Genomic DNA, 25,693 nt, shown 5'->3' on the forward strand with positions numbered 1-25,693 from the left:
CGCAGTAGAGCCACGCCATGCGTGGCTGTTCTGGGCAACCGGCTGATCCATCCACGCATGGCGTGGATCTACCTGGCTGCCTCCGCCCGGCGTGATCAGTCGCCCAGGTCGGCCAGCACCTTGCGCGAGGGGGCGAAGAAGGTAACGCCGGTGGTCGCGGTAGAGAAATCGAGGATGCGGTCGTGCAGCGGCGCAGGATTGCCGATGAACATCCGCTCCAGCATCTTCTCGATCACCCACAGCCGGCGCGTGTAGCCGATGAAGTAGGTGCCGTACTCGCCGCGCCCCGGATTGGCGAAGGGCATGTTGTCGCGCAGGATCTCGTGCTCGCCGTCCGCATCCTCGATGGTGCACAGCGTCTTGTGCGACTTCTGCGCGTCGGCCGGCGCGTCGTCCAGTTCGATGTTGTCGTGCTTGGTGCGGCCGATGATCGCTTCCTGCGCTTCGGTATTCTGCGCACGCCAGGCATCGAGGTTGTGCAGGTACTTCTGCACCACCACGTAGCTGCCGCCGGCATGGTCGGGATCTTCGTCGCCAACGATGGTCGCCTCCGGCAGCGACAGCCCCTCCGGGTTGGCGGTGCCGTCGACGAAATCGAGCAGGTCGCGGCCGTCGAAGTAACGGAAACCGGCCACGTCATCCACCGCGTCCACGGCATCACCAAAGGCCAGCAGCAGGTTCTTCTCGAACGCCACGATCAGGTCCATCGTGCGCGCACGGATGTGGTACAGCAGGTCGCCCGGCGTGGACACAGCCGTATGGGTGGCACCCTTCACTTCCTGGAACGGCCTCAACTCGCGCGGCGGCGTGCCGCCCACCAGGGGCTCCCACACGCGGTGGCCGATGGCCACGTTGCAGGTGAAGGTGCGCTCGATCTCGCGAATGGCAGTGTTCTTGATCAGGTCATCGGTGCTGGCCAGCACCTCGCGCACTTTCGCCAGCGACGCTTCATCGTCCTTCACCGTCAGCACCAGGAACGCGGCCGAATGGGTCAGCGGCGCGATGATCTGCTGCGGCTCGTTGTCGAGCGTGTGGTTGAGGGCGGTGATGGGGGCGGGTTGGGCGTTCACGGCAATTCCTGCTGGCTTGAGGCGGGCACATCGCATGCGGCGATGTGCGGGCGATCATAACGGAACGGCCTTGCCGGCGACGGAGCGGTTCTCAGTTCGCGGCGAGCATGGGCCATCGGCTGGCAAGCGCATGCGCCTGCTGTTCATCGTGATCGCGTCCATGCTGCAACTACGCCGTGGTCACGGTGAACTGTTGCGGTGTACGCCATGCAACCCGGGAGTACGGACCCTGCAGCAGACCGCTGCTGCGAAGGTGCTCGAACACATCGGCCGGGCACCATTCCCTACCCGCCGAGAAGGCGACGCCCAGATCACGCAGGCGGATGAAGACGGCGGCCTTGGCAGCATCGCCGGAGACCGGCAGGGTGAGGGCATCTCCCTCGCCAGCGCTGAATCCCAGCGCCTGCAGCGGGGCCCGCGGGCGGCCGTTCAACAGCATCACCTTGATGCAGTTGCCGTCGGCCTGCCTCACATAGGCATCGATGTGCGTTTCCATTGGCGGATTGTAGAGGCAACGCCAGCCCACTCGCAGCGTGCTGCTGGCCGATCATTTGAGGCCTGGTCATGACACTGCTCGCCTGCCGATGTGCGGCCTGCAGAGGCTCGCCATCCATGCACTTCACGGAGGAAGCAGTCGATGGTCCACTCACCGATGCGATGGAAGCATGTGCCCGTTGCCGTAGCGCTGGCGTTGCTGCTGGCCGCCCCACTGCAGGTGCACGCCGCAAACGAACGGTCTTTCTTCGACGCACTTGAGCGCTATGGTGCCGATGACTTCAGCGGCTGTGCACACTTTCTGGATGACCTGCTGCAACGTGGAGGCCATTTTCCCGAGGGTGGCGAACTGCTGCTGGTTGAATGCACGGCAGCGGCCGGCGACCTGGGAAAAGCGATGGACCATGTAACCACGCTGCTTCCCAGCGGCAGGCTCTCGGCCGATGACCTGTTGCACAAGGATCGGCCAGGATTGAATGCGCTGCGCAACGGCCCGGCGTGGCCGGACATGCGCAAGCGCGTGGTGGCCGCCGAGCAGCAGCGCCTCGCATTGCTGGACGCGCCCCTGCGCAGGGAACTGCTGGAGCGCGCCGAGCGCGACCAGGCGGCACAGCATGTGGCTGTCGACGCTGGCGGTGGCGAGGCATTCAAAGCGGCAGCTCCAGTGATCAAGGCCAACGCCGATTGGCTGAAGTCGGTGGTAGCCGACAAGGGGTGGCCGACGTATGCCCTGGCCGGACATGATGGCGCCAAAGCCGCGTGGCTGCTGGTCCAGCACGCCGATCACGATCCCGTGTTCCAGGCCGACATGTTGCCGTTGATCGAGAAGGCCGCCAAAGCCGGTGAAGCTGATCCTGCCGATCTGGCGCTGCTGACGGATCGCGTGCTGTTGGCGCAGGGCAAACCGCAGTGCTATGGCAGCCAGTTCACACAGGCCGATGATGGCGCGATGGAACTCCGCCCCACCGAGGACATGGAAGGCCTGGACGCGCGCCGCGAGGCGATGGGGCTGCAGCCACTGGCGCAGTACAAGGCCACGCTCGCAGAGATGTACGGCAGGCCGGTCCGCTAGCACGGGCGCAACCAAGCCTCAGCCTTGGGCGCTCCACACCGCCAGCACATAGCCGTCCAGATCGCGGAAGTGGAAGCGACGGCCACCGGGGAAGGCGAACACGTCCTGCACGATCTCGCCGCCGGCGGCGAGGACACGCTGCTGTGCGTCTGCCAGATCCGAACAATAGAGAATCACCAGCGCGCCTCCTGACGATGTCACCGCCTCGTCAGCAACAAAACCACCTTTGAGGCGGCCATCATCGAACTCGGCATAGGCCGGGCCGTAGTCGGTGAACGACCAGCCGAAGACCTGCCCATAGAACTGCTTGCTGCGGGCGATGTCGGCAACGTTGAATTCGATGTTGTCGATGCGGCGTTCGGCAACGGGGGTCTCTGCGTGGCTCATGGTGCGGCTCCGTGGTTGGAGCGCACAGCATCTATCAGGGTTGGGCCGCGGTCTTGAACGAAACGGCCATCAACGCCCCCACTCCTGGCGCAGCGCACTGGCGGTCAGGCCGGACAGCTCGCGGGCCTCGCGGCTGAGATGCGCCTGATCGGCATAGCCCGCCTCGGCGGCCAGCATCGCCAGACTGTGCGCGGGCTGCGCCTGGCTGCAGCGCAGGAACCGCTGCAGGCGCAGGATCCGCTCCAGCGACTTTGCACCGTAACCGAACTGGGTCTGGCTGAAGCGACGCAGGGTGCGCGGGCTCATCGCCAGTTGTGCGGCGAGTGCGTCGAGGCTGGTGCCGCCCTTGGCAGCGTGCGTGAACAGCACATGCGCACGTCGCGTGTGTTCGCCCGCCACGGCCGCAGGCATGTTCTGTTGCAGGCAATCGGCCAGGCGTTGCAGGCGCTGCTCGGGCGCGGCATGACCGACCGAAGCCGCCGCCTGTGTTGCCCAGCGGGCATTGAATTCAACAAGAGGCACGGCCTGACCGACGATGTCGGACAAGTCGATGCCAAGCGCAGCCGATGCTTGCCCAGGCCGGAAACGCGCGCCCAGCACCTGCGCACCGGGGGCCAGTTGTGGGTGTGCGGCGGTACGGTCCGGCCCCACCACGAACAGCGCTCCATCACGCCAGAGGATGTCCACGCAGCCATCCGGCAGCACGGTGATGCTGCCGCTGGCGTCGGCAGACAACTGGCTCTGCCAGAGCTGGCCGAACTGGCCACGCAGCGGCGCAGGCGCCAGGTGTTCCTGGTACCACGTGCCGGTGCCAGCGAGAGTGGAGGGATCGCCCATGCCCCATTGTGGCAAAGCGAAACCGGAAAAAGAGAAGCCCGGCACGAGGCCGGGCTTCACTGGCGTATGGGAGAGAGGTCACACGCCAGTTACACGCACTAACGACAGGCGTTTGTTACCAGCTGAAGCGCGGGCCCACGAACCACTCGCGGTCGCCGGCCTTGGCCAGCTTCACTTCGCCACTCAGGCCCCAGTTCTGGTTGAACTTGGCGGTGGCGCCGACGCGGCCGTAGAACTCGCCGTCCGGGTTGATACCGTGCTTCTTGCTGTAATCCTCGTAACCGGCCAGCGCATAGCCTTCCAGGTACGGGTTGAACGCGGTGCGCACGCCCACTTCAGTGGAGTAGCCGTTGAAGTCCAGGCCGTGCTTCATATCAAACTTCTGGTACGCAACACGAGCCACCAGGTCGGTGTTCGGTGCGATGCCGTAGTTGTAGCCGGCACCGATGCGCCACTGGGCGACATCGTTCTTGAAGGTGTCGGTTTCCTGCTTGCTGTAATCACCGAAGACATGGAAGTTCGGGTGCACGGCAACCGAGCCCTTCACGCCCCAGCCATCGGCGTCGCCGCCCTTGGCATCGGTGTTCACATAGCCGCCTTCAACGTAGTTGTACGACAGACCATCGGCAGCCGATGCGGCGAACGGCAGCGCGGCCAACAGACCCAGGGCAAGCAGCGAATTCTTGATCATCGGGATACACCTTTAATTATTTTGGTTTCGTCGAACGCCCCTCGGGAGGGGAGGGATAAGGGGCGTTCGACAGGTGTGAATTATCCGTTTGTTGATGAAATCAGCCCTGAATATTGAACTGACCGGTACATGAATGAGGTTCCTGTTCAGGGAACTCTCGATACGTCGTGTGTAGACGGGCAACCATAGGTTTGCGTTTTTGCTGAACCTATGGTTGCGCAAGAGCTGAAAACCTATGCTTGCAGTGGCCTAGGGGCAGAGCTGGCGTCCGCGGCTCATTGGCCCTCGCCAACGGCCGAGGCGGCAAGCACCTTCCTGATGGCGGTCCAAACTTGTCGGTCCTTAACAAGTAAGGAGACCCCTTAGGTGCCCCACGAAGGTTCGCGGCCTTGGGAGTCGGACGAAGCATGCCGTTGGCGTTAGCGACTCAGGAGCAGTGCGGATCCGATTTCGATCCGCGTCCATCCACACGTCACCACACCCTTAGAAGTCTGCGCGCAGGCCCAGGCTGTTACGGCGGCCCGAGGTCTCGTCCATGAGCGCTACAACCGGACCGTGCGTTGCGCTTGGCTTGCCAGCGACCTGTTCAATGACATCGAACAGGTCCAGGACATCGCCACTCGTTGGCTATGGGCTTACAACCACGAGCGGCCGAACATGGCCCTCGGCGGCATCACGCCAATGCAGAAACTTACACTGGCAGCATAGTTCCACTTTTGGCGACTGCTAAAAGCGGGGGGATTACCGAGGGAGCACTCACAGCGTCTTAAACAGTCACCATGTGCGGTGCCCGCTTCCGGCCAGGAGCGGACATGGTCTGCCATCCATCCCCGTGGGTGCCGCCGCCATCAGCATCGTACAGATCACCTGTTCTCGTGTTCACGTCCGCCTATCTACCTTCGCGCCGTGTCCACAACGTTGACGAACACCGGGTTGGAGTAAAACCACAGATCGTCCCAAGGATCTTCGCCGCGTTCGTCCATCTGCGCCTCGACGTCTCCAGTGCTGTTGCCCCGCACCCGCACGAATCCCCCGCGCGGAGGCACCGGAAGTGACCAGCGTGCCACGGTCCAGTCGCCCTCTCGGGCCCACGTCGCTACGTCAAAGCCACGCCGCTGCATCTGCAACGTACCGTCCCCCACCCTCCCACCGACGATCAGTTCGATGCGTTGCAGCGGGGGGCGGTGCCCCCTCGCGTTAGGGCGCGTCGGCTGGCGTACCCGCACTTCCACCTGCATCATCTGTGTGACCGACAGCGTCACCGCGTCCCCGGGGACCCCGGTGACATCGTCACCCGTCACCCGAAGCTCCAAGGCATCGATCAGATCACCGGTCACGATGAACATACGGCCATTCCGCAGCGCATCGAGGATGTCCTCCGCTTCCGGCCGCGCCCAGGCATAGGTCTTGCTGTACTCGCCCGGGTCGTAATCGCGTCCACCGTCACGCAGATTCACATGCGAGTCGGAGTTGGCCGTGATCCAGAATCGCACGCCATCGGCCAGCATCTGATCCCAAACGCCCCCCACCTGCGTGGTCATCTGATCGTAGCCGCCCAACGTGGGTGCGTCTGCGTTGCGGTACAGCCCGCGCTCGGCTCGGATGGCCTGGTGTCCCGGTGCCCCCTCCATGCCCACCAGGACGTTCGGCGCGGCCGCATGCCACCCCCGCAGTTCTTCGGGCGTCACCTCACCCCATTGGCCCAAGCCGGTTGCGGTGCGCGATGGGTGGTTGATGAACATCAGCGGTGCCGGGTTCAGCCTCTGCAGATGGGCCAGTGCGGCCTGCATCTGCTGTTCGGTGTCCCGGCTGCCCTGCAGCGGCTCGCTACGGCTGAAGTCACGCTCGGCGGTAACTAGCTGGTCGCGTTCCGCCGGGCCTGGCGCGATGATCAGTGAGGCGTGCTCGCCCGCCGGCACATCGAATTCCATGCCGTTGAACTGAATGACCTCCGGAACATCGACGCGTGCCTGCACAAGCGCGGGATAAGCGTGGTCGCGGGAGACTGCGGAGTGACCGGGGCCACCGTGATCGGTATGCACCATCCAGCTCAGGCCGAAATCCCTAGCCTGCGCCGCGTTGCGGCTACGGCTGTAGGACGAATCGCCACCGCGTATTGGTGTAGGCGGTGTAGTGCTGCGGTCCCAGTCCACGCTCCATTCGCTGTGCACGTGGTGATCGCCAGCCAGCCATTGGCGGCCAGCGTCGGCTGCAGCCGTGGCCGAGGCAGGCGCCGCCGACACCGACACGGCAAGCAGTGTCAACAATACAAATTCCTTCATGATGTGCCCCCTGAAATGCGTGCGGACGGCGTGCGGATCCGATTTCGATCCGCGCCCTTCCACACGTCACCCCACCCTTAGAAGTCTGCGCGCAGGCCCAGGCTGATACGGCGGCCCGAGGTCTCATCCATGGTCGGGAAAGACGGATCCATGGTGTAGCCGCTGGTGCGTTCGTTGGTGAGGTTGATGCCTTTCAAGCTGATCTTGATGTTGTCGGTGATGCGGTAACCGATCGACACGTCCATCTGACCATAGGCATCGCGCCAGATCGGGTACAGGTTGTAGCCGATCGATTCGACGTACTCATCTTTGTGGTTGTAGGACACACGGGCGTCAAAGCGCTCGTTCTCGTAGTACGCAGTAAAGTTCCAGGTCTTCTCCGACAGGCCCGGCATCGGTGTGCGGATACCCAGGTCGGACTCGCCGGCCAGCGAGCTGTCCAGCATGGTGTAATTGGCATTGATGCCGAAACCCTGCAGCCAAGGCGCGAGTATGTTCAGAGGCAGCTGAGCCACCAACTCGATGCCATCAACCTCGTAGGCGCCCTTGGCGTTGACCGGCTGGTACACGTCGAAATCGTAGACGCTGTTGAGGCTGCCGTTGGCGTTGTAGACCGCCACGTCTTCGACCACGCCGGTAAGTGAGTTGATCACCACGCCATCGATGTTCTTGCGGAAGTAGCTGGCGGCAAACAGCGCGCCGTTGTCCAGGTACTTCTCCAGGCCTATTTCCCATTGCTTGGCGTAGGTGGGTTTCAGCTCCGGATTGCCGTCGGTGAAGCGATAGGAGCTCCAGCTGGCCGTGCGCTTGTAGGCAATGTCGGTCAGCGCCGGGCGCATCATCACCTTGGAGGCGGCAGCACGCAGCAGCAGACCATGCGCCAGTTCGGCGGTCATGTTGAAGCTGGGCAGCAGGTCGTCGTAACTACCGTCCTTGGACACCGGACGATCGGTGTAGCCGGTGCTGCCGTTGGCAAGCTGGATCGGGTGATAGCCGAACGAATCGACCTTGGTATCGACGTAGCGCGCACCGGCATTGACGCTGAACGGTACGCTGCCGATCTCGAAGGCGAAGTCGGTCATGGCGTAGAGGCTCATCACCTTCTCGTCGACCTGGTAATACTGGCCCGGGTCGAAGGGAGTGTAGAAGCCGTCATAGCGGAAGGCGCTACGGGCATAATCGTTGGAAATCTGCTGCCAGTTCAGTCCTTTATTGGAATAGCTGCCACCCGGGACGATGTCGCTGATGGATTCCAGCGGACTGTCGGCCATCGTGCGGGTATTGACCCAGGCGGCGCTACCGGCGGTCGGCCCAGTGATCTTCAGCTCGCCGTACTGGCGCTCCTTGGACCGGTCGGTGTAGCGCCCGCCGAACCTGACAGTGTGTAGCGCCGGCAGGAAGGCCATATCCAGCAGACGGGCGACATTGATCTGGGCGGCGTACTTGTCGTCCTGCACCTTCTCGCGCGTCGTCTCATATGCTTCGAACAGGTACCGGCCCGGGTCGTTGTACATATCGAAGCTGCCGACTGCCGCAGTGGGGATCGTTTCACCGCCGCTTCCGGTCCAGCGGGTGCGCGATGGCGCGTAAGCCACGTGCTTGAGGTTGGAGAAGTCCGAGGTCTTCTCCGCACCGGAGTATCCCACCAGCGCATCCACCTGCCAGTTGTCATTCTTCCAATCCATCGCCAAGCTGTACTGGCTGTAATCGGTCTTGTTGATGCGTTCCTTGCTGAGCATCTCGTGCTGAGTGGCGGTGTAGGACACATCGCGCAACACCACCATGCCGTACTCGGACAGCGTGGTGGTGTCGTATGCGTGAATGGTGTCGAAGGTGCTGCGGCTGGAGGCCGAATAGGCCGCCGCATCGTACTCGTCCTCGGTGCTGTCGTAGCCACCCACCATCGCGTCGAATGTCAGGCTGAAGTTGTTGCTTGGCTTGTACTGCAGCGAGCCAGTCGCGCCCCACTTGTCCTGCTCGTTGAGGTAGACGCGGTCACCAACCTTGTCTTGGAACACCACCCTGTTGGTTTGGTCAGCGTCATTTCGGTTGGTGATGTTCACACCTGCGTCGCGCCGCAGCACACTCTGCGCCTGGGTACCACGGGTACCGGAGGCGGTCAGGAAGCGCGAGGACGGGCGGAAGTTGATGCCCGAGGTCGAGTCGGTGCGATTGGTGCGCTTGGACTGCGAGTAGGACACCAGCGCACCCCAGTCGCCCCAGGTATCGGCGGCAAGGAAGGCGAAGCGTGGGTCCAATTCTTCGGAAATGCTGTTGTGCGCGCCCTCGGCGGAGAACACCAGCTTGCGCTCGTTGTAGTCGAATGGGCGTGCGGTGGAGATCTTTACCGAGCCCGCGATGCCACCCTCTTCGTCGGCGGCCGTGGGGGACTTCTGCACGGTCACCTGCTGGATGATCTCCGAGGCGAACATGTCAAACTCAACATCACGCCCCCCGCTGCCCGAGGCCGTCGCGAGGTCGTTGATCGAAACGTGGGTGTATTCCGAAGGCAGGCCACGTACATTGACCTTGGTCCCCAAGCCCTTGCTGCGTTCGATGGTCACGCCTGGAACGCGCTGCAGAGCTTCGGCAAGGTTCTGTTCGGGAAAGTCGGCCACGTCGGTGGCAACGATCGAATCGGAAAAGCCGACGGTGGCCCGCTTGATATCCACGGCCTGTTCCAAGCTGCGGCTGTAGCTGCCGGTGACTTGGATGGTTTCAAGGTTGGCGGCTTCCGCAGCGGGGCCGCCCACACCGCTCTGGGGCGAAGCGGTGCCCGCCACCAGCGCCGCACCCGAGGCCGCCAACGCGGACGTCGGGGCCGGAGCGGCCACGCCTTGCGCTTCGATGGTGACCGTGGTGGCATTGAGATAGCGGTAGCGCAGCCCAGTACCCGCCAGCAGGCCGCTGAGCGCGGCATCCGCACTGAGCCCGGCAGGCACGCCCGGCGTGCGTGGATTGCCCGCACTCTTGGCGTTGTATACGAACTGCAGCCCGGTCTGGCGGGACAAGGCATTGAGCGCCATGTCCAGCGGCTGCGAGGCGATGGCCTCGCTGGCAACGCGAGCTGGTTCTGCGGCGTTGGTGGCCGCCGTGGCGGTGACCTGCAGTGCGAGAGCGATGGAAAGGAACAGTGTGCGGCGCATCGTGGGATCCAGTGAGGAAATGGCGGTGGTCGCGGAACGGGTGTGTCCCTGCTTTCCTCAACTACGAGGGCGCAGCGCGCCGATCGGGTACCGCTATTTCGATGAATTTTTTCTTACAACGGCGTCACGGTACGCATTCGGACGTGGATGCCATCGGCGCTTTGCTGCGTGGTCAGCGCCGGCTGCTGGTCGAGGAACGCACGCAGCGACCCCACGTCATCCGCGCGTAGGTTGCCGGTAAGGCGCAGCGCACCGGCGGCGTCACTCACATGCAGGCGCAGTGTGTTGCGCCTGTTGAAACGATCAGCCACGTCCCGCAGCGGCTCATCGCGAAACACCACCCGGCCGTTCCACCATGCGGTGATGCTGGCGGCATCCTCATCGCTCACCTGCACTTGCTGGTCACGGTAGTCGACCCTCGCCGCCTGCCCTGCGCCCAGATCGGCCAGCATGCGTCCGCGTCCGCCATCGCCGCGTACGTGTACGCGCCCTTCGCTCACTCCTATGCGGGCCTGCTCACGCAGCAGCGAAACATCGAAGGTTGTTCCGATATCGGTAACCTGCAGGCCAGCTGCATGCACCGCGAAGGGGCGACGATCCTTGCCAACCACAAAGCTGGCCTGGCCGCGCTCCAGCTCGACACGTCGCCCCAGCACGGTCATGCGTACTGATATTTCGCTTTCCGCGTCCAGATGCACCACGGTGTTGTCGGCTAGGGTAATCTGCCGCGGCGCGCCATGTTCTGCCACATAGTGCCCGTCACGCGGCCAAGCCATGGCGCCGAGCACACCCACGGCCATCACCAGCGTCGCTGCCACCGCGATGCGTGGCAGCCCTCGCCCAGCGCGTGTCGCTCGTACTGCCGGGCCAGCGACCGGACGCGGTGAAAGGCGAACCACGTTGTGGGTATTGGCCGCAGGCGCAGGGGCCTGCAGCAGCGCATCTACATCGACAGGCACGGCGCGAAGTGCGTCCCCGAGCGCAGCGGCCACCTCGCTGATGGCCATGTACTCGCGCAGGTGGTCGGGCGAAACCAGCAGCCACTGCATGAAGGCGCGCTGCTGCGACGGGCTCAGATCGCCTTCGCGCTGCAGCGCATGCCAGTGTGCGGCGGCCTGGGTCAGCGCCGACGGATGTTCAACGGCCATGCTCAAGCCCTCCCTGACGGCTCGGCCATCGCCCGACGGCATACCGATAGCCCGCGCACCACGTGCTTCTTCACCATGTGCGGCGATACGCCCATGCGCTCGGCGATCTCCTTGTAGCTCAATCCATCGCGGTACTGCATGACCAGCACCGCCCGCGTGTGTTCGGGGAGGGTGGCAAGCAAGGTCCGCAGGTGCTGGTGGCGCTGTTCGCGTTCGGCGGCATCTTCCACGCATTCCCCGCTGGCCAGACTCTGGCCCAGGTCCTCGATCTCTTCGATGGGTAGCGTCGACCAGTGCCGGCGCGAGGCCTGCTCGCGCGCCAGGTTCTGCGCGACGGTGAACAGGTACGCTTCCGGATTGGCGATCGGCTCACCGTTGCCTTGATGCGCACGCAGCAGGCGCAGATAGGTTTCCTGCACCAGGTCCTCGGCATCCTGCCGCGCGCCGCGCCGCACGAAGAAGCCACGCAGCAGCTGCGCGTTGTCCTCGAACATGCGCGCCAGGCGCCTTCTTGCCTGCTCGGCCACCTGTGCTGCCTTTGCCCCTTGAGTGCGCCGCAAGGTAGGCGCCCCAGATGACGGGCGCATGACTGTTCCAGCTCGGTTACGGCCTCCGATCCATGCCCGCAGCGTATTCTGATTCTGATCACAACTCGCGCATCCCGCACTTGACCTGCGCCCCGGCTCAGGCGGGTCCCGCCTCCAGTCATCGACACAGCTTCCACGGTTCCTCGCCCGCGCAGCGGTGCCGGCGAACGCCGCCCCCGTGGAAGCACGGTGCGACGCTATTTCCCCTTTACGTAATAAACCGCGCGGTACCGTACCGTACGCCTGTCGTCGAACGTCTGCATGACAAACGCGCAGTTTGGAATGACTGTTGTTTTGGTCCTAAGACTCCAGATGGACAGCTACCCATGCGTCAGAGCCTGGCTCAGTTCGAGGGCGAACCAGATCAGGTTGGAGAGCACCTCGTTGGCCTGGCAAATCTGCAAGGTCTAGTCCGTTGATTCAACGATAAGCTTCGCGCGCTCGTAGAGCTCATCGAAGGTCACGACGTCAGGAGAGAACAGGTGCCGTCTATAGAGCTCAAAGCTGCGGAACTGATCCTCGTTCACGCCAAATTCCTTGACGAATTCCGATAAGGATCCGCAAACGATGACCGATCGAGGACACGCTACAGCGGCCTCCTCCCTCGGGTTCTCAGAAGGCCATCGATGCGCTTGCCGGGAGTAGCAATCGTGAAAGCGGGGGGCCCCCCTGAGGACCGAACGCGTAGCAGTGAGGTGCGGGCGTCGATGTTGCGCGACGCTCATCTGCGCCCATTGATCAGGACAGCGTGAGCCCGCTTCATCCTGATGAATTGGCGGTATCTAGGCGGCGCAAGGGAATCAACCGATGCAGCAGAGCTCGCTTGTTCCCGCTTGTTAAGCTTTGTTGATTGCCGCACCTTCACAGCCCATCCACGTCTTCCAACTGCAGCTGAAAGGCCTTCGCAGCAGCGGGAACAAACGCCGCTATATTCCAGACTCCCCAGACGAAGGAGGGAGTGGAATGTTCCTGACCAAGCAGCAAATCAACGCGGCACGTGCCGTCACCGTAGCCATCGTTGCTACCGTAAGCCTCGGTGCTTGCGCCACCTACAAAGACGAATTTGCAACGATCAACTCGCGTCTCGACCAGCTCGACGTGAAGGTGCAGGGCGCGGCGCAGAGCGCCGAATCCGCCAATCAGTCCGCACAGCAGGCCAACCAGCGTCTGGATCAGATCGAAGGCCGCGTCCAGCAGCTCGAAAGGGTCCCGGGCCGCAAGCCGCGCGGCTGACCGCTCTCCCACCCACTTTGATGAACGCTTGAACCGGACACCAGTGGCCTTCACCGGCCACTGGTGTCTTTCAGCCTCCCGGTCTTGATCCGAAGGAGCCGACCCATTCGTACGTACTCATTCCCTGCACGCCGGGCCATGTCGGCCGCGCTGACCATCGCGCTGGCATTGGCAGGCACCAGCGTGGCCAGTGCCAAGAATGGCAAGGAAGCAAAAGAAGCACCTGCCGCGGAAACGGCCAACGCCGCCGATGAACTTCCGCAGGGCCAGGAAGTATCCGAGACCGTGATCGCACTGGCCGGCTGGGTAGTCGCCAGCAAGGACAACCAGGGCTATCCGTTCGCGATCATGGACAAGGCCGCTGCACAGGTCCTGGTCTTCGGCGGTGACGGCAAGCTGCGTGGCGCGGCGCCGGCATTGTTTGGTTCGGCCATCGGCGATCACTCGGCGCCCGGCGTCGCCAAGCTCGCGCTCAGCGCGATTCCCGGCCACGACCGCACTACCCCGGCCGGCCGTTTCATTGGTGGCTATGGCCCGTCCGAGGACGCCGGACGCGTGCTGTGGGTGGACTACGATTCCGCCGTGTCCATGCATCCGCTCCCCCCTGGCACCCCGAAAGAGAAGCGCAGCGAACGACTGGCATCCGCCACGCCGGACGACAACCGCGTCACCCACGGCTGTATCAACGTCTCGCCCGGGTTCTACGAGCAGATCGTGCATTCCACGTTCGAGAAGGGCGGCGTGTTCTACGTGCTGCCGGACAAGGACTCGATCGAGGAAACGTTCCCGGAGTTCGCGAAGAGTCGTGCAGCTGCGAAGGGCGACGATGAGAAAGACGCACGCCACGCCCGCAAATGAAGCGCGGTTGTGAAGGCTGAGGAAGCAGTCATGGCGGAGCGCAGCGAGACGTGCTTCTCTACGCAAGCTCCAACCGCGGCATCTTGAACGTGAACAAGGTGCCGGTGGCCGCGCTGGACTCCACCTCCAGCGTGCCGCCATGAGCACGCGCAATCTCCGACGCAATGTAGATGCCGAGGCCGAGGCCGGGCCGTGGCTGCTCACTTTTCTCGCGAGAGAACGGACTGAATATGGCGTCCAACCTCTCTGATGGAATGTGTCCATCGTTGTGTACGTCGAGCGTGAGCATTTCGGGCGTGGCGTTGACGGTCAGCGCAATTGGCGACGAGCGCTCTCCGTGTACGGCTGCATTGGTGAGCAGGTTGGCCAGGAGCTGTGCCAGTCTGCTCGGGTCGCAGACCACCCCACCTTCTACCTGTATGCAGACCTCGATGTCCTGGCGGCCAGTGGCGATTGCCACCTCTTCCACGACCCGTTTCAGGTCTTCTTCCAGCGTGCTTGTCAGCTGCAGCGCGATGGGAATGCCACCACCCAGACGCCCCCTGGCGAAATCAAGCACGTCGTTGATCAGTCCATCCATTCTGGCAACGCCTGAGGCGATGTGCGCGAGCATTCGTTGCTGACGCTCAGTGCCTGCCTCACATGCCAGCGAATCTGCGGCGATGCTGATGGCCTGCAGCGGACTGCGCAGGTCATGACCCAGCACGGCAATGAACTGGTCGCGCAGGTCGGCGACACGATGCGCGTCGGAGAGCGCAGTTTCAGCACGCTCGAGGCGATCTTCCTTGTCGAGGTAACCTCCTACCAGGTCGGCCAGCAGCTCCATCGATCTCTGCACGTGGGCCACGTCGAAGCTGGCCGGTGCCGAATCAATCGCGCAGAGTGTGCCGAAGAAGCTTCCGTCTGGCCGATGGATGGGAACGGACGCGTAGCTCTCAAGCCCGTAGATCCGTGGCGTGTGATGCTGGGAGTAAATCGGGTGCTCGCTCGCATGCGCAAATACCACCGACGTCGCCGACTGCCTGATCTCGTCACAGATGGTGGTCTCAAGCACCAGTTGGCCACCGGGAACCAGCCCGAACCCCAGGGTGTCGAACGTGGCGCACGCGGTCCAGGTGGTCTGGGTCACGCGGGCAATGGCGGTGAATCGTGAGCCCGTGATGTGGGCGACGGTCTCCAGGATTCGCGGCACGGCCTGGATTCGACCAATCTCGGCGATGTCGTCCAGCAGATGGGGGTCCGTCAGCTTCTGCATGGTCGCTCGTCCGGTGGGCAGGGCATCATCCCATGGAACCCGTGCGAAGGTTGATGCGGGGGTGATTGCCGCCTTTTCAGGCTAAGCCGTGGCGGGCATTTGAAGCTATCGCCTGAGATAAACGAGCGGTTCTGGCTGGGAGCGGTCCCTGGGTGCCTCCCCCCAAAGACCGCAGCGCTTCAGCGCAGACCTTTTGCGCCCAGGCTACGCTGCTACTAACGTTCCGCTCGTTCCTCAGGTACCTCACAGCACTTTCGATTCGTTGGTGGACGATGCCATGGAGTGACCACTGCCCCGGAACGCAAGCGCACTGGCAACTGCCAGGACACAGGCACATGCGCCCGAGTAAGCCATGGCAAGTCGATAGCCGAAAAGCAGAGACTGATGCGCGACTTCACTGGACACAACCTGGCCAGTGGCCGCCAATTCATCCAGACGCGCAGTACCTGCGGACAAACCCTCCGCGAGCGATCGCAGATGCGAAAGGTCGCCCCCGGGCTGGTTCGTTTCAAGTGCGTGGTAAGTACCTTTCACCAGGATCAACCCCACCACGGCGATGTTGATGGCGAGGCTGATGAATCTGGCGCTGGTATCCATGCCGGACGCCATGCCGGCACGATCGCTGGGCACCGAGTTGGTCGTTGTGTTGGTGATGGGCGTATTGATCACGCCCAGGCCTGAGCCTGCAAGAATGCAGCCTGGCAGCAGGGTCAGCCAGCTTGCGTTGTCCGCACCTGCACCGATTGCCATCATGAGCATTCCTCCGCCCATGACAGACATCCCGACAGGGATCACACGCTCGGGCCCGAAGCGCATGGCGAGACGCTCGCCATAAGGCGGAAGCAGCAGCGACGGCAACGTGTATGCCAGGACGGATAGGCCGGTCGCGATGTTTGAGTAGCCCAGTCCGTGCTGGAAGAACAATGGCAGGTACACCATAAGTGGCCAGAAACTGAAGTTCATGCCCATCGAGCCCAGCAGTGCGCCCGAAAAGCGCCGGTTGCCAAAGATGGAAAAATCGAACATCGGGTCCAGCGCCCTGCGCTCGACCGCGATGAATACCACCAGGCTGATGCCAGCAACCAGGGCGGCCGCCATGGAAGAGGCGCTTGCCAGGCCTGCAGGAATGCCCTGAGTGATGTACCAGGTGAAAGAGAAGACGGCCACCGAGAGCGAGACGATCCCCGCAAGGTCCAGTTTGCGGCGGCTTGGCGCTCGGGATTCCCTGAAGCCCAGCACGGCAAGAACCGTCGCGCCAATTGCCAAGGGCGCATGCACCAGGAACACCCAACTCCAGTTGCTGATGGCTACGACGCCAGCACCAATGACCGGGCCGAAACCCAGTCCCACGCCAAAGACCACGCCCCAGATACCAAACGCCTTGGCTCGCTGTGCGGAATCACTGAACTGGTGGGAAAGCACCGTAAACACGCAGACCAGCATTGCGCCTCCCGCCGCGCCCTGCAGCGATCGAGCCACGATCAAGGCTGTCCCGTTGCGCGCAAGGCCGCAGGCCAAGGATGTGATACCGAACAGCAGCAGGCTGACCACGAATATGCGCTTGCGCCCATAACGATCCGCCAGTGCACCAGCCGCCATCAGCACCGTCGTGCAGGCCAGGGTGTAGGCATTCATGATCCACTGCAGGCCACTGAAGCTGCTACCCAGCTCTGCCTCCAGTATCGGCAGGATGACCGGCACGCTCGAGATTTCCAGCCCGAACATCAGGGATGCCACGCATGCTGCTGAAAGCGTCAGGCGGTCTCGAGCAGCAGGTGAAAGGGAAGTCATGGGTCTCCTCAGGCAAGTCCGGGATCTGGCACGCCACAGGGTCGAATGAAGCTGCGCGTATCGAATGAGCTGCCATCTTGGGGAAACTTCAAAGATGATAAAAATGATTTAATTTAATAGAATTAATCAATCTTCATCATGGATCGCTCCGGTGTTCTTTGACCCCGACCTGCTACGCGCCTTTGTCGCCGTCGTAGAGACAGGTGGCTTCACCAAGGCGGGTGAGCGCATGAGTCTTAGCCAATCCGCCATCAGCCACCAGATCCGGAAGCTGGAAGAGCAGGCGGGTACCGCCTTGCTGAAGCGGACCACGAGAAGCGTGACACTTACCGAAGACGGCGAGGACTTCCTGCGTCATGCGGAGCAGATCCTTGCTGCCCAGAGCCTGCTGGTTCGCCGATTCCAGAAGGTTCCCGTTACCGGGGCAGTGCGCCTTGGCGTGCCTGAGACCTATGCCGGCGATCTGTTGACCGCAATGCTGTCACGCTTCTCCCGCAGATTTCCCGCGGTGCGGTTGGATGTAACCGTGGAGTCCTACGGAGCGCTGAACGAGCAGATACATGCAGGAACACTCGATCTGGCGGTGAACCTGTTTCTGCGGGAGGACGTTGACTGGCCGCTTCTGAGGCGAACGCGTTTCGTCTGGGCCATCGGTTCGGGGTTCGAGCATGAACCGGAGAAGGCGCTGCCATTCGCCCTTGCGCCCAGTCCGTGCATGCACCGGGACGTGTGCGTTGAAGCACTTGTTGAAGCCGGCCTCGAGTGGCGCGTCGCCTTCAGCTCGGCGAGCCAGCAGGGCTTGCGATCGGCTGCAAAGTCCGGGCTCGCCATCACTATCGCGCTTGAGGATGACATGCAGGATGGCTTGGTCATTGCCGGCGATGGATTGGGACTTCCTGCGCTCCCCGCAGCGAGCTTTCGGCTGATGCGTAGTGCGGCCGCCGGTACACCCGCGGTCGAGGCACTGGAAGAGCAGTTGATCGGCACAGGCGACGTCGCGTCTTCGATTCGTACGCTCGCTCAGCGCAGCGGCTAAAACCCAGCGACCGGACGGCAGGCTTCGTGGTGGCCGGAAATGGATATCAGCGTGAGATCAGGGTTGTTGATCGGGAGCCGGGCGGAAGTCCGCTCCTGGCCGGAAGCTGACACGGTCCTGCAGGCGCACCCTATATGCGCCGTTTGTTCAATCCAACTCGTCCTTGTCCAGACATGATCTATCGGTCCCAATGCAATCTCGCACCGATAACAGATTCCGACACGCGCCCTCCACCAGTCCAAAGGATGCTCTGAACAACTACTTCGGCGGTGCCGTGCCTTGGCCTGTCGCCAGAGAGACAATGGCGGCACACGTTGAGAAGCTATCGATGCAGCTGACATTTGGTGATGCCGAGGGCCTGGGCAAGCGCAAGCAGACCCGACGCGAGATATTCCTTGCGGAGATGGAGCAGGTAGTGCCTTGGAAGGCGCTGCTGGCTCAGATCGAGCCGCATTATCCGCGCTCAGATCGCGTGGGCCGGCCGCCGTATTCGATGGAGACTATGCTGCGCATCCACCTGCTGCAGCAGTGGTACGCGTTGAGCGATCCGGGGATGGAGGAAGCGCTGCACGAGATCGCTTCGATGCGGCTGTTCGCCCGGCTCAGCGGGCTCGATGTGATCCCGGATGAGAGCACGATCCTCAACTTCCGTCGTCTGCTGGAGAAGCATGGCCTGGCGGCGAATATGCTGGAGGCGGTAAATGCGCACCTTGCGCGCAAAGGCCAGAGCCTGCGCGCCGGAACGATCGTGGATGCCACGATCATCCACGCGCCCAGCTCGACCAGGAACACCAACAAGGCGCGCGACCCGGAAATGCATCAGACCCGCAAGGGCAACCAGTGGTACTTCGGGATGAAAGCGCATATCGGTGTTGATGAATTCTCCGGGCTGGTGCACCACGTCAAGTGCACGGCAGCCAATGTCAGCGATGTCACGGTCACCGACGCGCTGCTGCATGGCAAGGAAGAGTGCGTGTTCGGCGACAGCGGCTATACCGGTGCCGACAAGCGTGCAGAGCTGTCCAACTGCAAGGCGATGTTCTTCATCGCCGCCAAGCGCTCGCAGGTCAGGGCCGTTGGCGACGCGCGGGAACGCAAACAGGTGGAACGCTGGGAGAGCTGGAAGGCCAGCATGCGTGCCAAGGTCGAGCACCCGTTCCGGGTGATCAAACGTCAGTTCGGTTACACCAAGGCGCGCTACCGCGGCTTGGCCAAGAACACGGCACAGGTGCTGACATTGTTTGCACTGTCCAATCTGTGGATGGTGCGCCGGCAGCTGCTGCCGGCATAGGGATCAATCCGTCCGCAGGTGCCTGCCGGCACCACCAAAACGGCGAAAAACCGCACGTATGGGATAACATACCTAGCCCCGGCGGCGGGACTGGGGGTGGACTTGGTGGCGGTTCTGACCATACCGATACCAACAGCGACAATGATTATCGAAATATTTGCGCAGATCTTGAGTCAAATCCGCCCCCAGGTGTGTGTGACGCCAACAATCCGCCGCCCTTGATTCAAAATGGCTGCGGATCCGCCAGCTTTGATGTTCCAGATTTTTTGGTATCCACCAGTCATCCTATTGAGGCTGCCGGTTATGGCGGGGTTTTTACTGATGCCTGCAATAAACACGATGTCTGCTATGGAACGGTATGGACGACCAAAGAGGGGTGTGACACCAGACTTAGGGAAGACATGGTAGCCAGCGCCAAAGCGCTGATCCCACCGGACCGCTGGCCTATCTTCCAGGCCGAAGTGGAGGGGCAGGCGGCGGCCTATTCGTCAGGTTTACAATGGGGTCCGGTTCAGGCATTTATTTCCGGCCCAGTGTTCGATCAGGCCAAGACAGAGGCAACGTGCCGCAGTTGGGCGCAGGGCATTCATCGAAATTGCCTATAGGGGCTGCGGACATGAATAAAAATATAACTGTAGGCGCTTTGGTCGCGATTGTGATCGTCGCCGGCTTGGGCGCGGCATATTCATACAGACAGACCGGCTCTAAGCCGGCCCACGTTGCGAATGAGCAAGTCCCACACGACGCTGTCGACTATCAAAAGGAAGGTCGCAAAATACAGGACCTACGCTTGAAGCGTAGTAAGTCCGCCCAGCCTGAGCAAGTGCCTCTAGGCGCATTAATGGAAGGTGACACAAGATTTGCCGCATTATCTCAAGCTGAGCGCGACTGGCTTGATCGCCATTATTATCTTGATCAAGCAGAAATAGATGCAGCGAAGAGCATACCGGACTCGGAACTTCAGCGAGCGCTGACAGATCCGTACGCTCAGACAATTCTTGGTAAGCGCCTTCTGGCACAAGGTAATTCAATGGGTGGGATTGCGGCACTTAAAAACGCGGCATCTCACGGTTCTGTGTATGCATATGAGGAAGCCGCGCTGGCGGTGCTCAAGGATGCCATGCAAATGAATGGGGGCGTGGCCGATGGAAATCAGATTCTGGCATTCAGGGCCAGAATGGAGGTCGCCAAAATCCTGGGAGATCACAGGGCCGACGACATGTTCGACCACTATTTTCCGGGCTATGACGCTGGGATCAATTCCAAGAACCTTCAAGCGCAAACCACTGAGTTCTTGAGGCAACTCGGCGAGAATGCCCAGCTACAAGGAAGCAGTGCTGCCGGGCCAGATCCCAGGCCGAATGCCGACATTTGGTCTAATCTTAGAGATTTGAATCATGCTGGGGGAAAGGGAGACCTGATTCCCGTATTTGAATGATGACTACCTCGATGGCTCGCCCAAATTTTTCAGCGAGCTCGGCATGGATTGCATCGGCGTTTTCCGACCTTGGTGAATTGATTTCAGAAAAGGAATGCCGAACCTTTGGCGGCGCCGCGATCCCTTGGATCGTGGCGCTGTCGATGCATGGGAGCGCTGACAGTGTCGCTGCGTACGAGATGAACTGTCGGCAGCTGCTGAGCCGCTACAGCACCGAGCTGGCATTGAAGAATGCGCTTAGAGACATTCGGCAGGCTTCCACGATCAATTCTTGGACCGAACGCGCAGGAAGGTTGGAGGGTGGAACAAGTTTGGTCAGAAGTGGATTTGGCCGAATACTAACGCCAAATCAATATAGTCGCGATTATCTTCCGCCAGACGCAAATCGTGCTCGCGCAGCGTCGAATGAAATATTCAAGCTGCGTGGGCAGTTCGTTTCAAAGGGTTGCAATCACGTTGCGGTGGCGTTAGCAACGTACATTACGTTACTTACCGCACACCCTCTGGTCGATGGCAATGGTCGGACGGCAAGGGCGCTGTTCGTCGCTGATGCGACCGTCGTGGAGCAGGGCGTATCGTCTTTCGCTTTGGCTGCAGTTCTGCTCAAGGGGAAGAGATCGGCTGAGTTTCACTTGTCTGCCAAGTGTGCCAGAGCTGGAGAGTTTTTTATGCTTGCGGAGTGCTTTGGTTCGGCTTTAGATGGCATCGCTAGATCAGTCCACCCTATCCTCGCTGCACTGACAGCAACACCGTTCAGTAGTTTCGACGAACAGGTCGCACTAGCCGAGGAGATCCATGGATTGTTGTGTGGGCCCCCAGCCCAAAGCGTCAGAGGCCCTGGCATTTTTGGGTAGCTGCACAGCAGGAATCGCTGGCCCACGCCTGGCCGGAAGCTGACACGAGCCTCCAGATGCATCATGCATGCGCCGTTTGTTCAATCCAACGCGTGCTCGGCCAGACATGATCTATCGGTCCCAATGCAATCTCGCACCGATGACAGATTCCGACACGCGCCGTTCGCCAGTCCAAAGTGCCTTCCGACGTTGTGTCATCGGCGGAGAGCGAAGGGACAGATCGGCCCCACCGCAGGTAACGGATGGGGCGATAGCCTTCTCCAGCCTGTCTTCCCTGGCCGCAGTATTGAGCGATGAGAACCGCCGGCTGTTGCGACTGCTGCGCGAACTTCAACCCAGGTCCCTCACCCAACTGTCTGAGCAATGCGGGCGCAAGGTTCCAAGCCTTTCTCGTACCCTTCGGATGATGGAGGGCTATGGGCTGGTTGAACTGAAGCGGGTCGGGGTGTCTGTCGTGCCATCTGCCATGGCCACGCGCTTTCTCATAGAGCTCGACTAGAACCACGCTGTATCGCCGCATCGCGGAGTTCTGTCGTCATTGCCTCGCTGACGTGGCAGCACACTACGCTGGCAACCACGACCCATGTCGCATATTCCCCTACCGCTTAGGGCCCTTGCGCCATCGGCGTCTGGGGCGGCTTAACAGCGTGGGAGAATGCTAAAAGCGTCTTGCGTCAAGCGTTGAATGCAACTCTTCTGATTGGCGTTGCGAAGTGGCGACGGTACAGATGACGGGCCATCGAAAAAGGATGGCCGGGCCTCGAAAACCCGTGCGCTTGTTTGATTACGCTTGCCAGCCGGCGTCACCCCGCGTGACGCCGGCTGGCAATCCGTCTGCCGGCTACGGCGGGCGGAGCGTGGAGGCCCTGTGCCTGCCGGCTTCAACAAGCGCCCGGTTCTCGAGCCACGTCTCCGCCCGCCACCTTTGTGTGGCGGCTACCGTCTGTCCTGCACGGAGCCCCAGCCATGACTGCACCGGAATTCCCTCGCTCCCACCCCTATCGCGTTGCGGGCGATGAGGTATCAGAGCAACCACCTGCACTCGACCCCACGGCTTTCATCGCCACCCTGACGCGGATTGGAAAAGGCACAGCCGCCGATGGCCAACCCTGGCCGGAGCGTCATCAGATACCCGGCCGGCGCATGGCGCTGGCCCATGCGGATTGCGCACTGGCAGGCCTGCGCATCGCGCTGGAGATGCTGCTGGCGGCCGAGCGGGTCCGCCAGAACAGCCCGGGCCCGGCGCTGCAGCAGGCGCCACATCACTTGCAGAGCGCGCTGTCTTCCTTCAACGCTGCATCCTGAAGTGGCTGGCGCTGTTCGATCTGCTCCCGTTGTTCCGCCGTCGGCTCGCCCTGCAGCACCAGCAGCTCGCCGGGTGCGCTGGGTCCGCTCAACAGGCGTTGGCGCAGCGACGGGCTCTCCTTGTCGGCGGATTCGGCCGCTGCCGTGTCCTCTATCAAGAGGTGCCCGGAGCGCCAGGGGGATGGCCATGCGCGCAGAGCGGAAACCTCAACGTCGGCTGGCCGGATCGTGCCGGGGCAACCGGATGCTGGCAACCACCCCCGTTGCATCCTGTCGCTGCGCCAACTGCAGATCGCCGCCATTGGCTTCGACGATCGCTCGCGACAGCACCAGGCCGATGCCCGCGCCGCCGGGCTTGGTACTGAAGAACGGAACGAAGATGTTGCCGCTGGCCGGTAGTCCAGGCCCGTCGTCGAGCACCTGGACCACAACGCTGTCGCCGTCCAGGATCCACCGCAACTCCACCTGTCCCTGCGGGCTTGCCTCCACCGCATTCTTGACGAGATTGATCAGCACCTGTTCCAGCTGGTCGCGATCCACCCATACTGTTGCCGCTTCACCCAACGACAGTACGAGTGCAGGGGCCTCCAGCAGCGCCGCCACGGCTTTGCACAATGCCATCAGGTCAGTTGCGCACGGCTGCGGATCCGGCAGTGCGGCGAGCCGGGCGTAACCGCCCACGAAGCGCTGCAAAGCGCGGCTGCGCGCCTCAATGACCTCCAGCCCACGCAACACGTCAGGATCGGGCGGCGCGGCATCCCCGCCTTGGCGACCCAGCAACAGTTGCAGTGTTTCGGCCATCGACGCGATCGGCGACATGGAGTTGTTGATTTCGTGCCCAAGTACCCGCAGCAACCGGCGGAATGCCTGAGCCTCTTCCTGCCGCAGTACCCGCTCCACCGGCTGAAGAATCAGCAATCGGCCGGGAGTGTCACCGCTCCAGATCACCTTTGTGTTCACCTGCCAACGACCGGATCCAGCCGGCAACGCCAGTTGCTGCATGGAGCCGGCCTCGGCCTGCAGGTGCGCCTCCAGACCGAGCGCTTGCGCCGTCCTGCCCAGCAGGCGTTCCGCCCGCTGCTGCATCACGTGCGCACCTGCGGGGTTGACCAGTTGCAGTGTCCCGTCTCCATCGAACACGAACACCGCAGTGTCCAACTCGGCGAGCGTCTTGCGCAGTAATCGGGTCCCTTGCTGGGCTTCACGCTGCAGGCGCTGCAGGCGCTCAGCCAGTGCATTGGCTGCCTCCACCGCCTGTGCCATGTCGACGGATCCGGTGGGAACCACCGCACGCACAGCGTAATCACCGCGGTGCAGCGCGTGCAGCAGGTTGGCCACCGTGCGCAGCTTGCCAGGATGCCGACCAAGCACTTGCCAGGCCAGCAAGGTCAGTACAACAACGATGACGAACAGGGTGACGGACTCTCGCCAACCGGGTACCCCGGCGGCCAGAACCAGCGCCAATGCTGCCAATGCAGGCAGAGCTATCCACAGAAACCGGCGGTGCTCACCCGGCCAGATCATCACCGCCCCGCAGGCCATGCTTCTCCAAGCGTCGGTAAAGGCTCTGTCGGGTGATGCCCAGCTGCTCCGCCGCACTCTGCAGGTTGCCGCCGCTGGTCTGCAATGCCTGCCGCAACAGAAGCAGTTCAGCGCTTTCCAGCGTAATGCCTCCCAGGGTGCCGCTCGCCAGGGGGGGGGCAGGGGACTGCGCAGGCGTCAGACGTAGATCCTCCACCTCCACCCGCGGGCCCCCAGCCAGCAGAGCAACCCGCTCCATGGTGTGTTCGAGCTCGCGCACGTTGCCCGGCCACGCGTGTTCGCGCAGCGCCCGCTCGGCCGCGGCCGAGAACGGCAACGCTGGCGTGTTGTAGCGACGGCACGAGCGCTCCAGCGCCTTTTGGGCCAGCGGCAGGATGTCCTCGCAGCGCTCACGCAGCGCAGGGATATGGATCTCGATGGTATTGAGGCGATACAGCAGATCGCGCCGGAACCGGCCTTCGTCCACCAGGTCGCGCAACGACGCATTGGTGGCCGAGACCAGCCGCACATCCACCCGCCGGGTCAGCGAAGTACCCAGCTTTTCGAACTGGCCATCTTCAATGGCACGCAACAGCTTCGGCTGCTGCTCCAGAGGCAGATTGCCGATCTCGTCCAGGAACAGGGTTCCCCCATCGGCCATTTCGAAGCGCCCGACACGGTCCTTACGCGCATCGGTGAAAGCGCCTCGAACGTGCCCGAACATCTCCGACTCGAACAGCGTTGGCGCCAGCCCACCCACGTCCACACGCACGAAGGGTGCCTGCGCGCGCCGCGAGGCGCCATGCAACCTGCTCGCAAGCAGTGTCTTGCCGGTGCCGTTCTCGCCCAGCAACAGAATGCTCGCGTCGCTGCCGGCTACCGCGTGCAGCTCGTCCAGAACCCGCCGCATGGACGCAGACTGCGCGATCAGGCCTGTATCATCCGGTGACCCAAGGTCTTCAGTGGCCGCGCCCGCGTTGCCGCGCCCGGGCACTGCGGCGATCACGGTCTCCAGCACCGCAAGCACGCGCGCGTTCTGCCATGGCTTCTCGATGAAGTCCCTTGCGCCACTGCGCATCGCGCCCACAGCCATCTCGATGTTGGCCCATGCCGTCATCGCTATGACCGGCAACGTCGGCCGCAGCCGTGCCATCTCCGCGATCAGTGTCAGCCCTTCGACACCAGACGTGGTATCCCGGCTGTAATTCATATCGACCAGCGCCGCCTGGAAGGACATTTCATGCAAACGTGCGATTGCGGACGCCGGTGAGTCCGCTTCCACCGAGGTGTAGCCGGATACCTTGAGCAGCAGCTGCAGTGCCTCACGGACATCACGATCGTCGTCAACGATCAGCACCGGCGCATTGGCGGAAGGCGAATCAACCATAGCAGCACT

Annotated in this window: 24 protein-coding genes and 2 pseudogenes; 11 read left to right on the top strand and 15 right to left on the bottom strand. The window is 62.4% G+C overall.

Annotated features, from left to right (window positions below):
• Positions 1 to 95: 95 nt before the first annotated feature.
• On the bottom strand, positions 96 to 1,070 hold the full coding sequence (locus tag WKB25_RS16510; protein ID WP_340571838.1) for a Dyp-type peroxidase: 975 nt from the start codon (positions 1,068 to 1,070) through the stop codon (positions 96 to 98).
• A gap of 169 nt (positions 1,071 to 1,239) precedes the next feature.
• Positions 1,240 to 1,566, bottom strand: coding sequence for a hypothetical protein (locus tag WKB25_RS16515; protein ID WP_340571839.1), 327 nt, complete (start codon positions 1,564 to 1,566; stop codon positions 1,240 to 1,242).
• Between the two features lie 156 nt (positions 1,567 to 1,722).
• Between WKB25_RS16515 and WKB25_RS16520 the strand changes: the two genes are divergently transcribed.
• On the top strand, positions 1,723 to 2,637 hold the full coding sequence (locus WKB25_RS16520; RefSeq protein WP_340571840.1) for a DUF6624 domain-containing protein: 915 nt from the start codon (positions 1,723 to 1,725) through the stop codon (positions 2,635 to 2,637).
• 18 nt (positions 2,638 to 2,655) lie between these two features.
• Here WKB25_RS16520 and WKB25_RS16525 read toward each other — a convergent pair whose 3' ends face one another.
• From WKB25_RS16525 to WKB25_RS16535, 3 genes are all read right to left on the bottom strand, one after another.
• Complete coding sequence (locus WKB25_RS16525; RefSeq protein WP_340571841.1) at positions 2,656 to 3,024, bottom strand: VOC family protein; 369 nt, start codon at positions 3,022 to 3,024, stop codon at positions 2,656 to 2,658.
• A 69-nt stretch (positions 3,025 to 3,093) separates the two neighbouring features.
• On the bottom strand, positions 3,094 to 3,861 hold the full coding sequence (locus WKB25_RS16530) for a DUF6597 domain-containing transcriptional factor (RefSeq protein WP_340571842.1): 768 nt from the start codon (positions 3,859 to 3,861) through the stop codon (positions 3,094 to 3,096).
• A 115-nt stretch (positions 3,862 to 3,976) separates the two neighbouring features.
• On the bottom strand, positions 3,977 to 4,549 hold the full coding sequence (locus WKB25_RS16535) for an Ax21 family protein (protein ID WP_176022450.1): 573 nt from the start codon (positions 4,547 to 4,549) through the stop codon (positions 3,977 to 3,979).
• 540 nt (positions 4,550 to 5,089) lie between these two features.
• On the opposite strand from WKB25_RS16535, the pseudogene WKB25_RS16540 reads away from it, so the two are divergent.
• Positions 5,090 to 5,260: pseudogene (locus tag WKB25_RS16540) on the top strand (integrase core domain-containing protein); the annotation flags it as partial.
• Between the two features lie 185 nt (positions 5,261 to 5,445).
• Here the strand turns inward: WKB25_RS16540 and WKB25_RS16545 are convergent.
• From WKB25_RS16545 to WKB25_RS16565, 5 genes are all read right to left on the bottom strand, one after another.
• Positions 5,446 to 6,834 (bottom strand): hypothetical protein, encoded by a 1,389-nt coding sequence (locus WKB25_RS16545; RefSeq protein ID WP_340571843.1) that lies wholly within the window; start codon positions 6,832 to 6,834, stop codon positions 5,446 to 5,448.
• A 77-nt stretch (positions 6,835 to 6,911) separates the two neighbouring features.
• Positions 6,912 to 9,980 carry a TonB-dependent receptor gene (locus WKB25_RS16550; protein ID WP_340571844.1) on the bottom strand — a complete coding sequence of 1,023 codons (3,069 nt, stop codon included), beginning with the start codon at positions 9,978 to 9,980 and terminating at the stop codon, positions 6,912 to 6,914.
• 113 nt (positions 9,981 to 10,093) lie between these two features.
• Complete coding sequence (locus WKB25_RS16555) at positions 10,094 to 11,128, bottom strand: FecR domain-containing protein (RefSeq protein ID WP_340571845.1); 1,035 nt, start codon at positions 11,126 to 11,128, stop codon at positions 10,094 to 10,096.
• Between the two features lie 2 nt (positions 11,129 to 11,130).
• A complete protein-coding gene (locus WKB25_RS16560; protein ID WP_340571846.1) occupies positions 11,131 to 11,655 on the bottom strand; it encodes a sigma-70 family RNA polymerase sigma factor in 525 nt (174 codons plus the stop codon).
• 467 nt (positions 11,656 to 12,122) lie between these two features.
• Complete coding sequence (locus WKB25_RS16565) at positions 12,123 to 12,440, bottom strand: Shedu anti-phage system protein SduA domain-containing protein (RefSeq protein WP_340571847.1); 318 nt, start codon at positions 12,438 to 12,440, stop codon at positions 12,123 to 12,125.
• Positions 12,441 to 12,678: 238 nt separating this feature from the next.
• On the opposite strand from WKB25_RS16565, the gene WKB25_RS16570 reads away from it, so the two are divergent.
• Together WKB25_RS16570 and WKB25_RS16575 are read left to right on the top strand one after the other, a co-directional pair.
• A complete protein-coding gene (locus WKB25_RS16570) occupies positions 12,679 to 12,948 on the top strand; it encodes a hypothetical protein (RefSeq protein ID WP_025875897.1) in 270 nt (89 codons plus the stop codon).
• Between the two features lie 156 nt (positions 12,949 to 13,104).
• Positions 13,105 to 13,806, top strand: a complete 702-nt coding sequence (locus tag WKB25_RS16575) for a hypothetical protein (RefSeq protein WP_340571868.1) — start codon at positions 13,105 to 13,107, stop codon at positions 13,804 to 13,806.
• Between the two features lie 58 nt (positions 13,807 to 13,864).
• Here the strand turns inward: WKB25_RS16575 and WKB25_RS16580 are convergent, their stop codons facing one another.
• Together WKB25_RS16580 and WKB25_RS16585 are read right to left on the bottom strand one after the other, a co-directional pair.
• Positions 13,865 to 15,061: an ATP-binding protein gene (locus WKB25_RS16580; protein WP_340571848.1), complete on the bottom strand. Its 1,197-nt coding sequence runs from the start codon at positions 15,059 to 15,061 to the stop codon at positions 13,865 to 13,867.
• Between the two features lie 243 nt (positions 15,062 to 15,304).
• Positions 15,305 to 16,852: an MFS transporter gene (locus WKB25_RS16585; protein ID WP_340571849.1), complete on the bottom strand. Its 1,548-nt coding sequence runs from the start codon at positions 16,850 to 16,852 to the stop codon at positions 15,305 to 15,307.
• 151 nt (positions 16,853 to 17,003) lie between these two features.
• Between WKB25_RS16585 and WKB25_RS16590 the strand changes: the two genes are divergently transcribed.
• From WKB25_RS16590 to WKB25_RS16620, 7 genes and pseudogenes are all read left to right on the top strand, one after another.
• Positions 17,004 to 17,888 (top strand): LysR family transcriptional regulator, encoded by an 885-nt coding sequence (locus WKB25_RS16590; protein ID WP_340571850.1) that lies wholly within the window; start codon positions 17,004 to 17,006, stop codon positions 17,886 to 17,888.
• Between the two features lie 328 nt (positions 17,889 to 18,216).
• Positions 18,217 to 19,179 (top strand): IS5 family transposase, encoded by a 963-nt coding sequence (locus WKB25_RS16595; protein WP_340567960.1) that lies wholly within the window; start codon positions 18,217 to 18,219, stop codon positions 19,177 to 19,179.
• Positions 19,180 to 19,370: 191 nt separating this feature from the next.
• Complete coding sequence (locus WKB25_RS16600; RefSeq protein ID WP_340571851.1) at positions 19,371 to 19,784, top strand: hypothetical protein; 414 nt, start codon at positions 19,371 to 19,373, stop codon at positions 19,782 to 19,784.
• A gap of 185 nt (positions 19,785 to 19,969) precedes the next feature.
• Positions 19,970 to 20,617 (top strand): hypothetical protein, encoded by a 648-nt coding sequence (locus WKB25_RS16605; protein WP_340571852.1) that lies wholly within the window; start codon positions 19,970 to 19,972, stop codon positions 20,615 to 20,617.
• On the top strand, positions 20,617 to 21,471 hold the full coding sequence (locus WKB25_RS16610; RefSeq protein WP_340571853.1) for a Fic family protein: 855 nt from the start codon (positions 20,617 to 20,619) through the stop codon (positions 21,469 to 21,471). Before WKB25_RS16605 ends, WKB25_RS16610 begins: the two co-directional genes overlap by 1 nt.
• Positions 21,472 to 21,610: 139 nt before the next feature.
• Positions 21,611 to 21,970, top strand: coding sequence for a helix-turn-helix domain-containing protein (locus WKB25_RS16615; RefSeq protein WP_340571854.1), 360 nt, complete (start codon positions 21,611 to 21,613; stop codon positions 21,968 to 21,970).
• Positions 21,971 to 22,437: 467 nt separating this feature from the next.
• Positions 22,438 to 22,701: pseudogene (locus WKB25_RS16620) on the top strand (hypothetical protein); the annotation flags it as partial.
• Positions 22,702 to 22,733: 32 nt separating this feature from the next.
• Here the strand turns inward: WKB25_RS16620 and WKB25_RS16625 are convergent.
• Genes WKB25_RS16625 through WKB25_RS16635 form a run of 3 tightly spaced genes read right to left on the bottom strand, consistent with a single transcriptional unit; the run spans position 22,734 to position 25,684 of the window.
• Positions 22,734 to 22,934, bottom strand: a complete 201-nt coding sequence (locus WKB25_RS16625; protein WP_340571855.1) for a hypothetical protein — start codon at positions 22,932 to 22,934, stop codon at positions 22,734 to 22,736.
• A 49-nt stretch (positions 22,935 to 22,983) separates the two neighbouring features.
• Positions 22,984 to 24,318, bottom strand: a complete 1,335-nt coding sequence (locus WKB25_RS16630) for an ATP-binding protein (RefSeq protein ID WP_340571856.1) — start codon at positions 24,316 to 24,318, stop codon at positions 22,984 to 22,986.
• Complete coding sequence (locus tag WKB25_RS16635; protein ID WP_340571857.1) at positions 24,284 to 25,684, bottom strand: sigma-54 dependent transcriptional regulator; 1,401 nt, start codon at positions 25,682 to 25,684, stop codon at positions 24,284 to 24,286. The genes WKB25_RS16630 and WKB25_RS16635 overlap by 35 nt, the downstream gene beginning before the upstream one ends.
• Between the last annotated feature and the right edge of the window lie 9 nt (positions 25,685 to 25,693).

Origin of the sequence: Stenotrophomonas sp. G106K1, assembly GCF_037969685.1 — a bacterium.
Taxonomy (GTDB): Bacteria; Pseudomonadota; Gammaproteobacteria; order Xanthomonadales; family Xanthomonadaceae; genus Stenotrophomonas; species Stenotrophomonas lactitubi.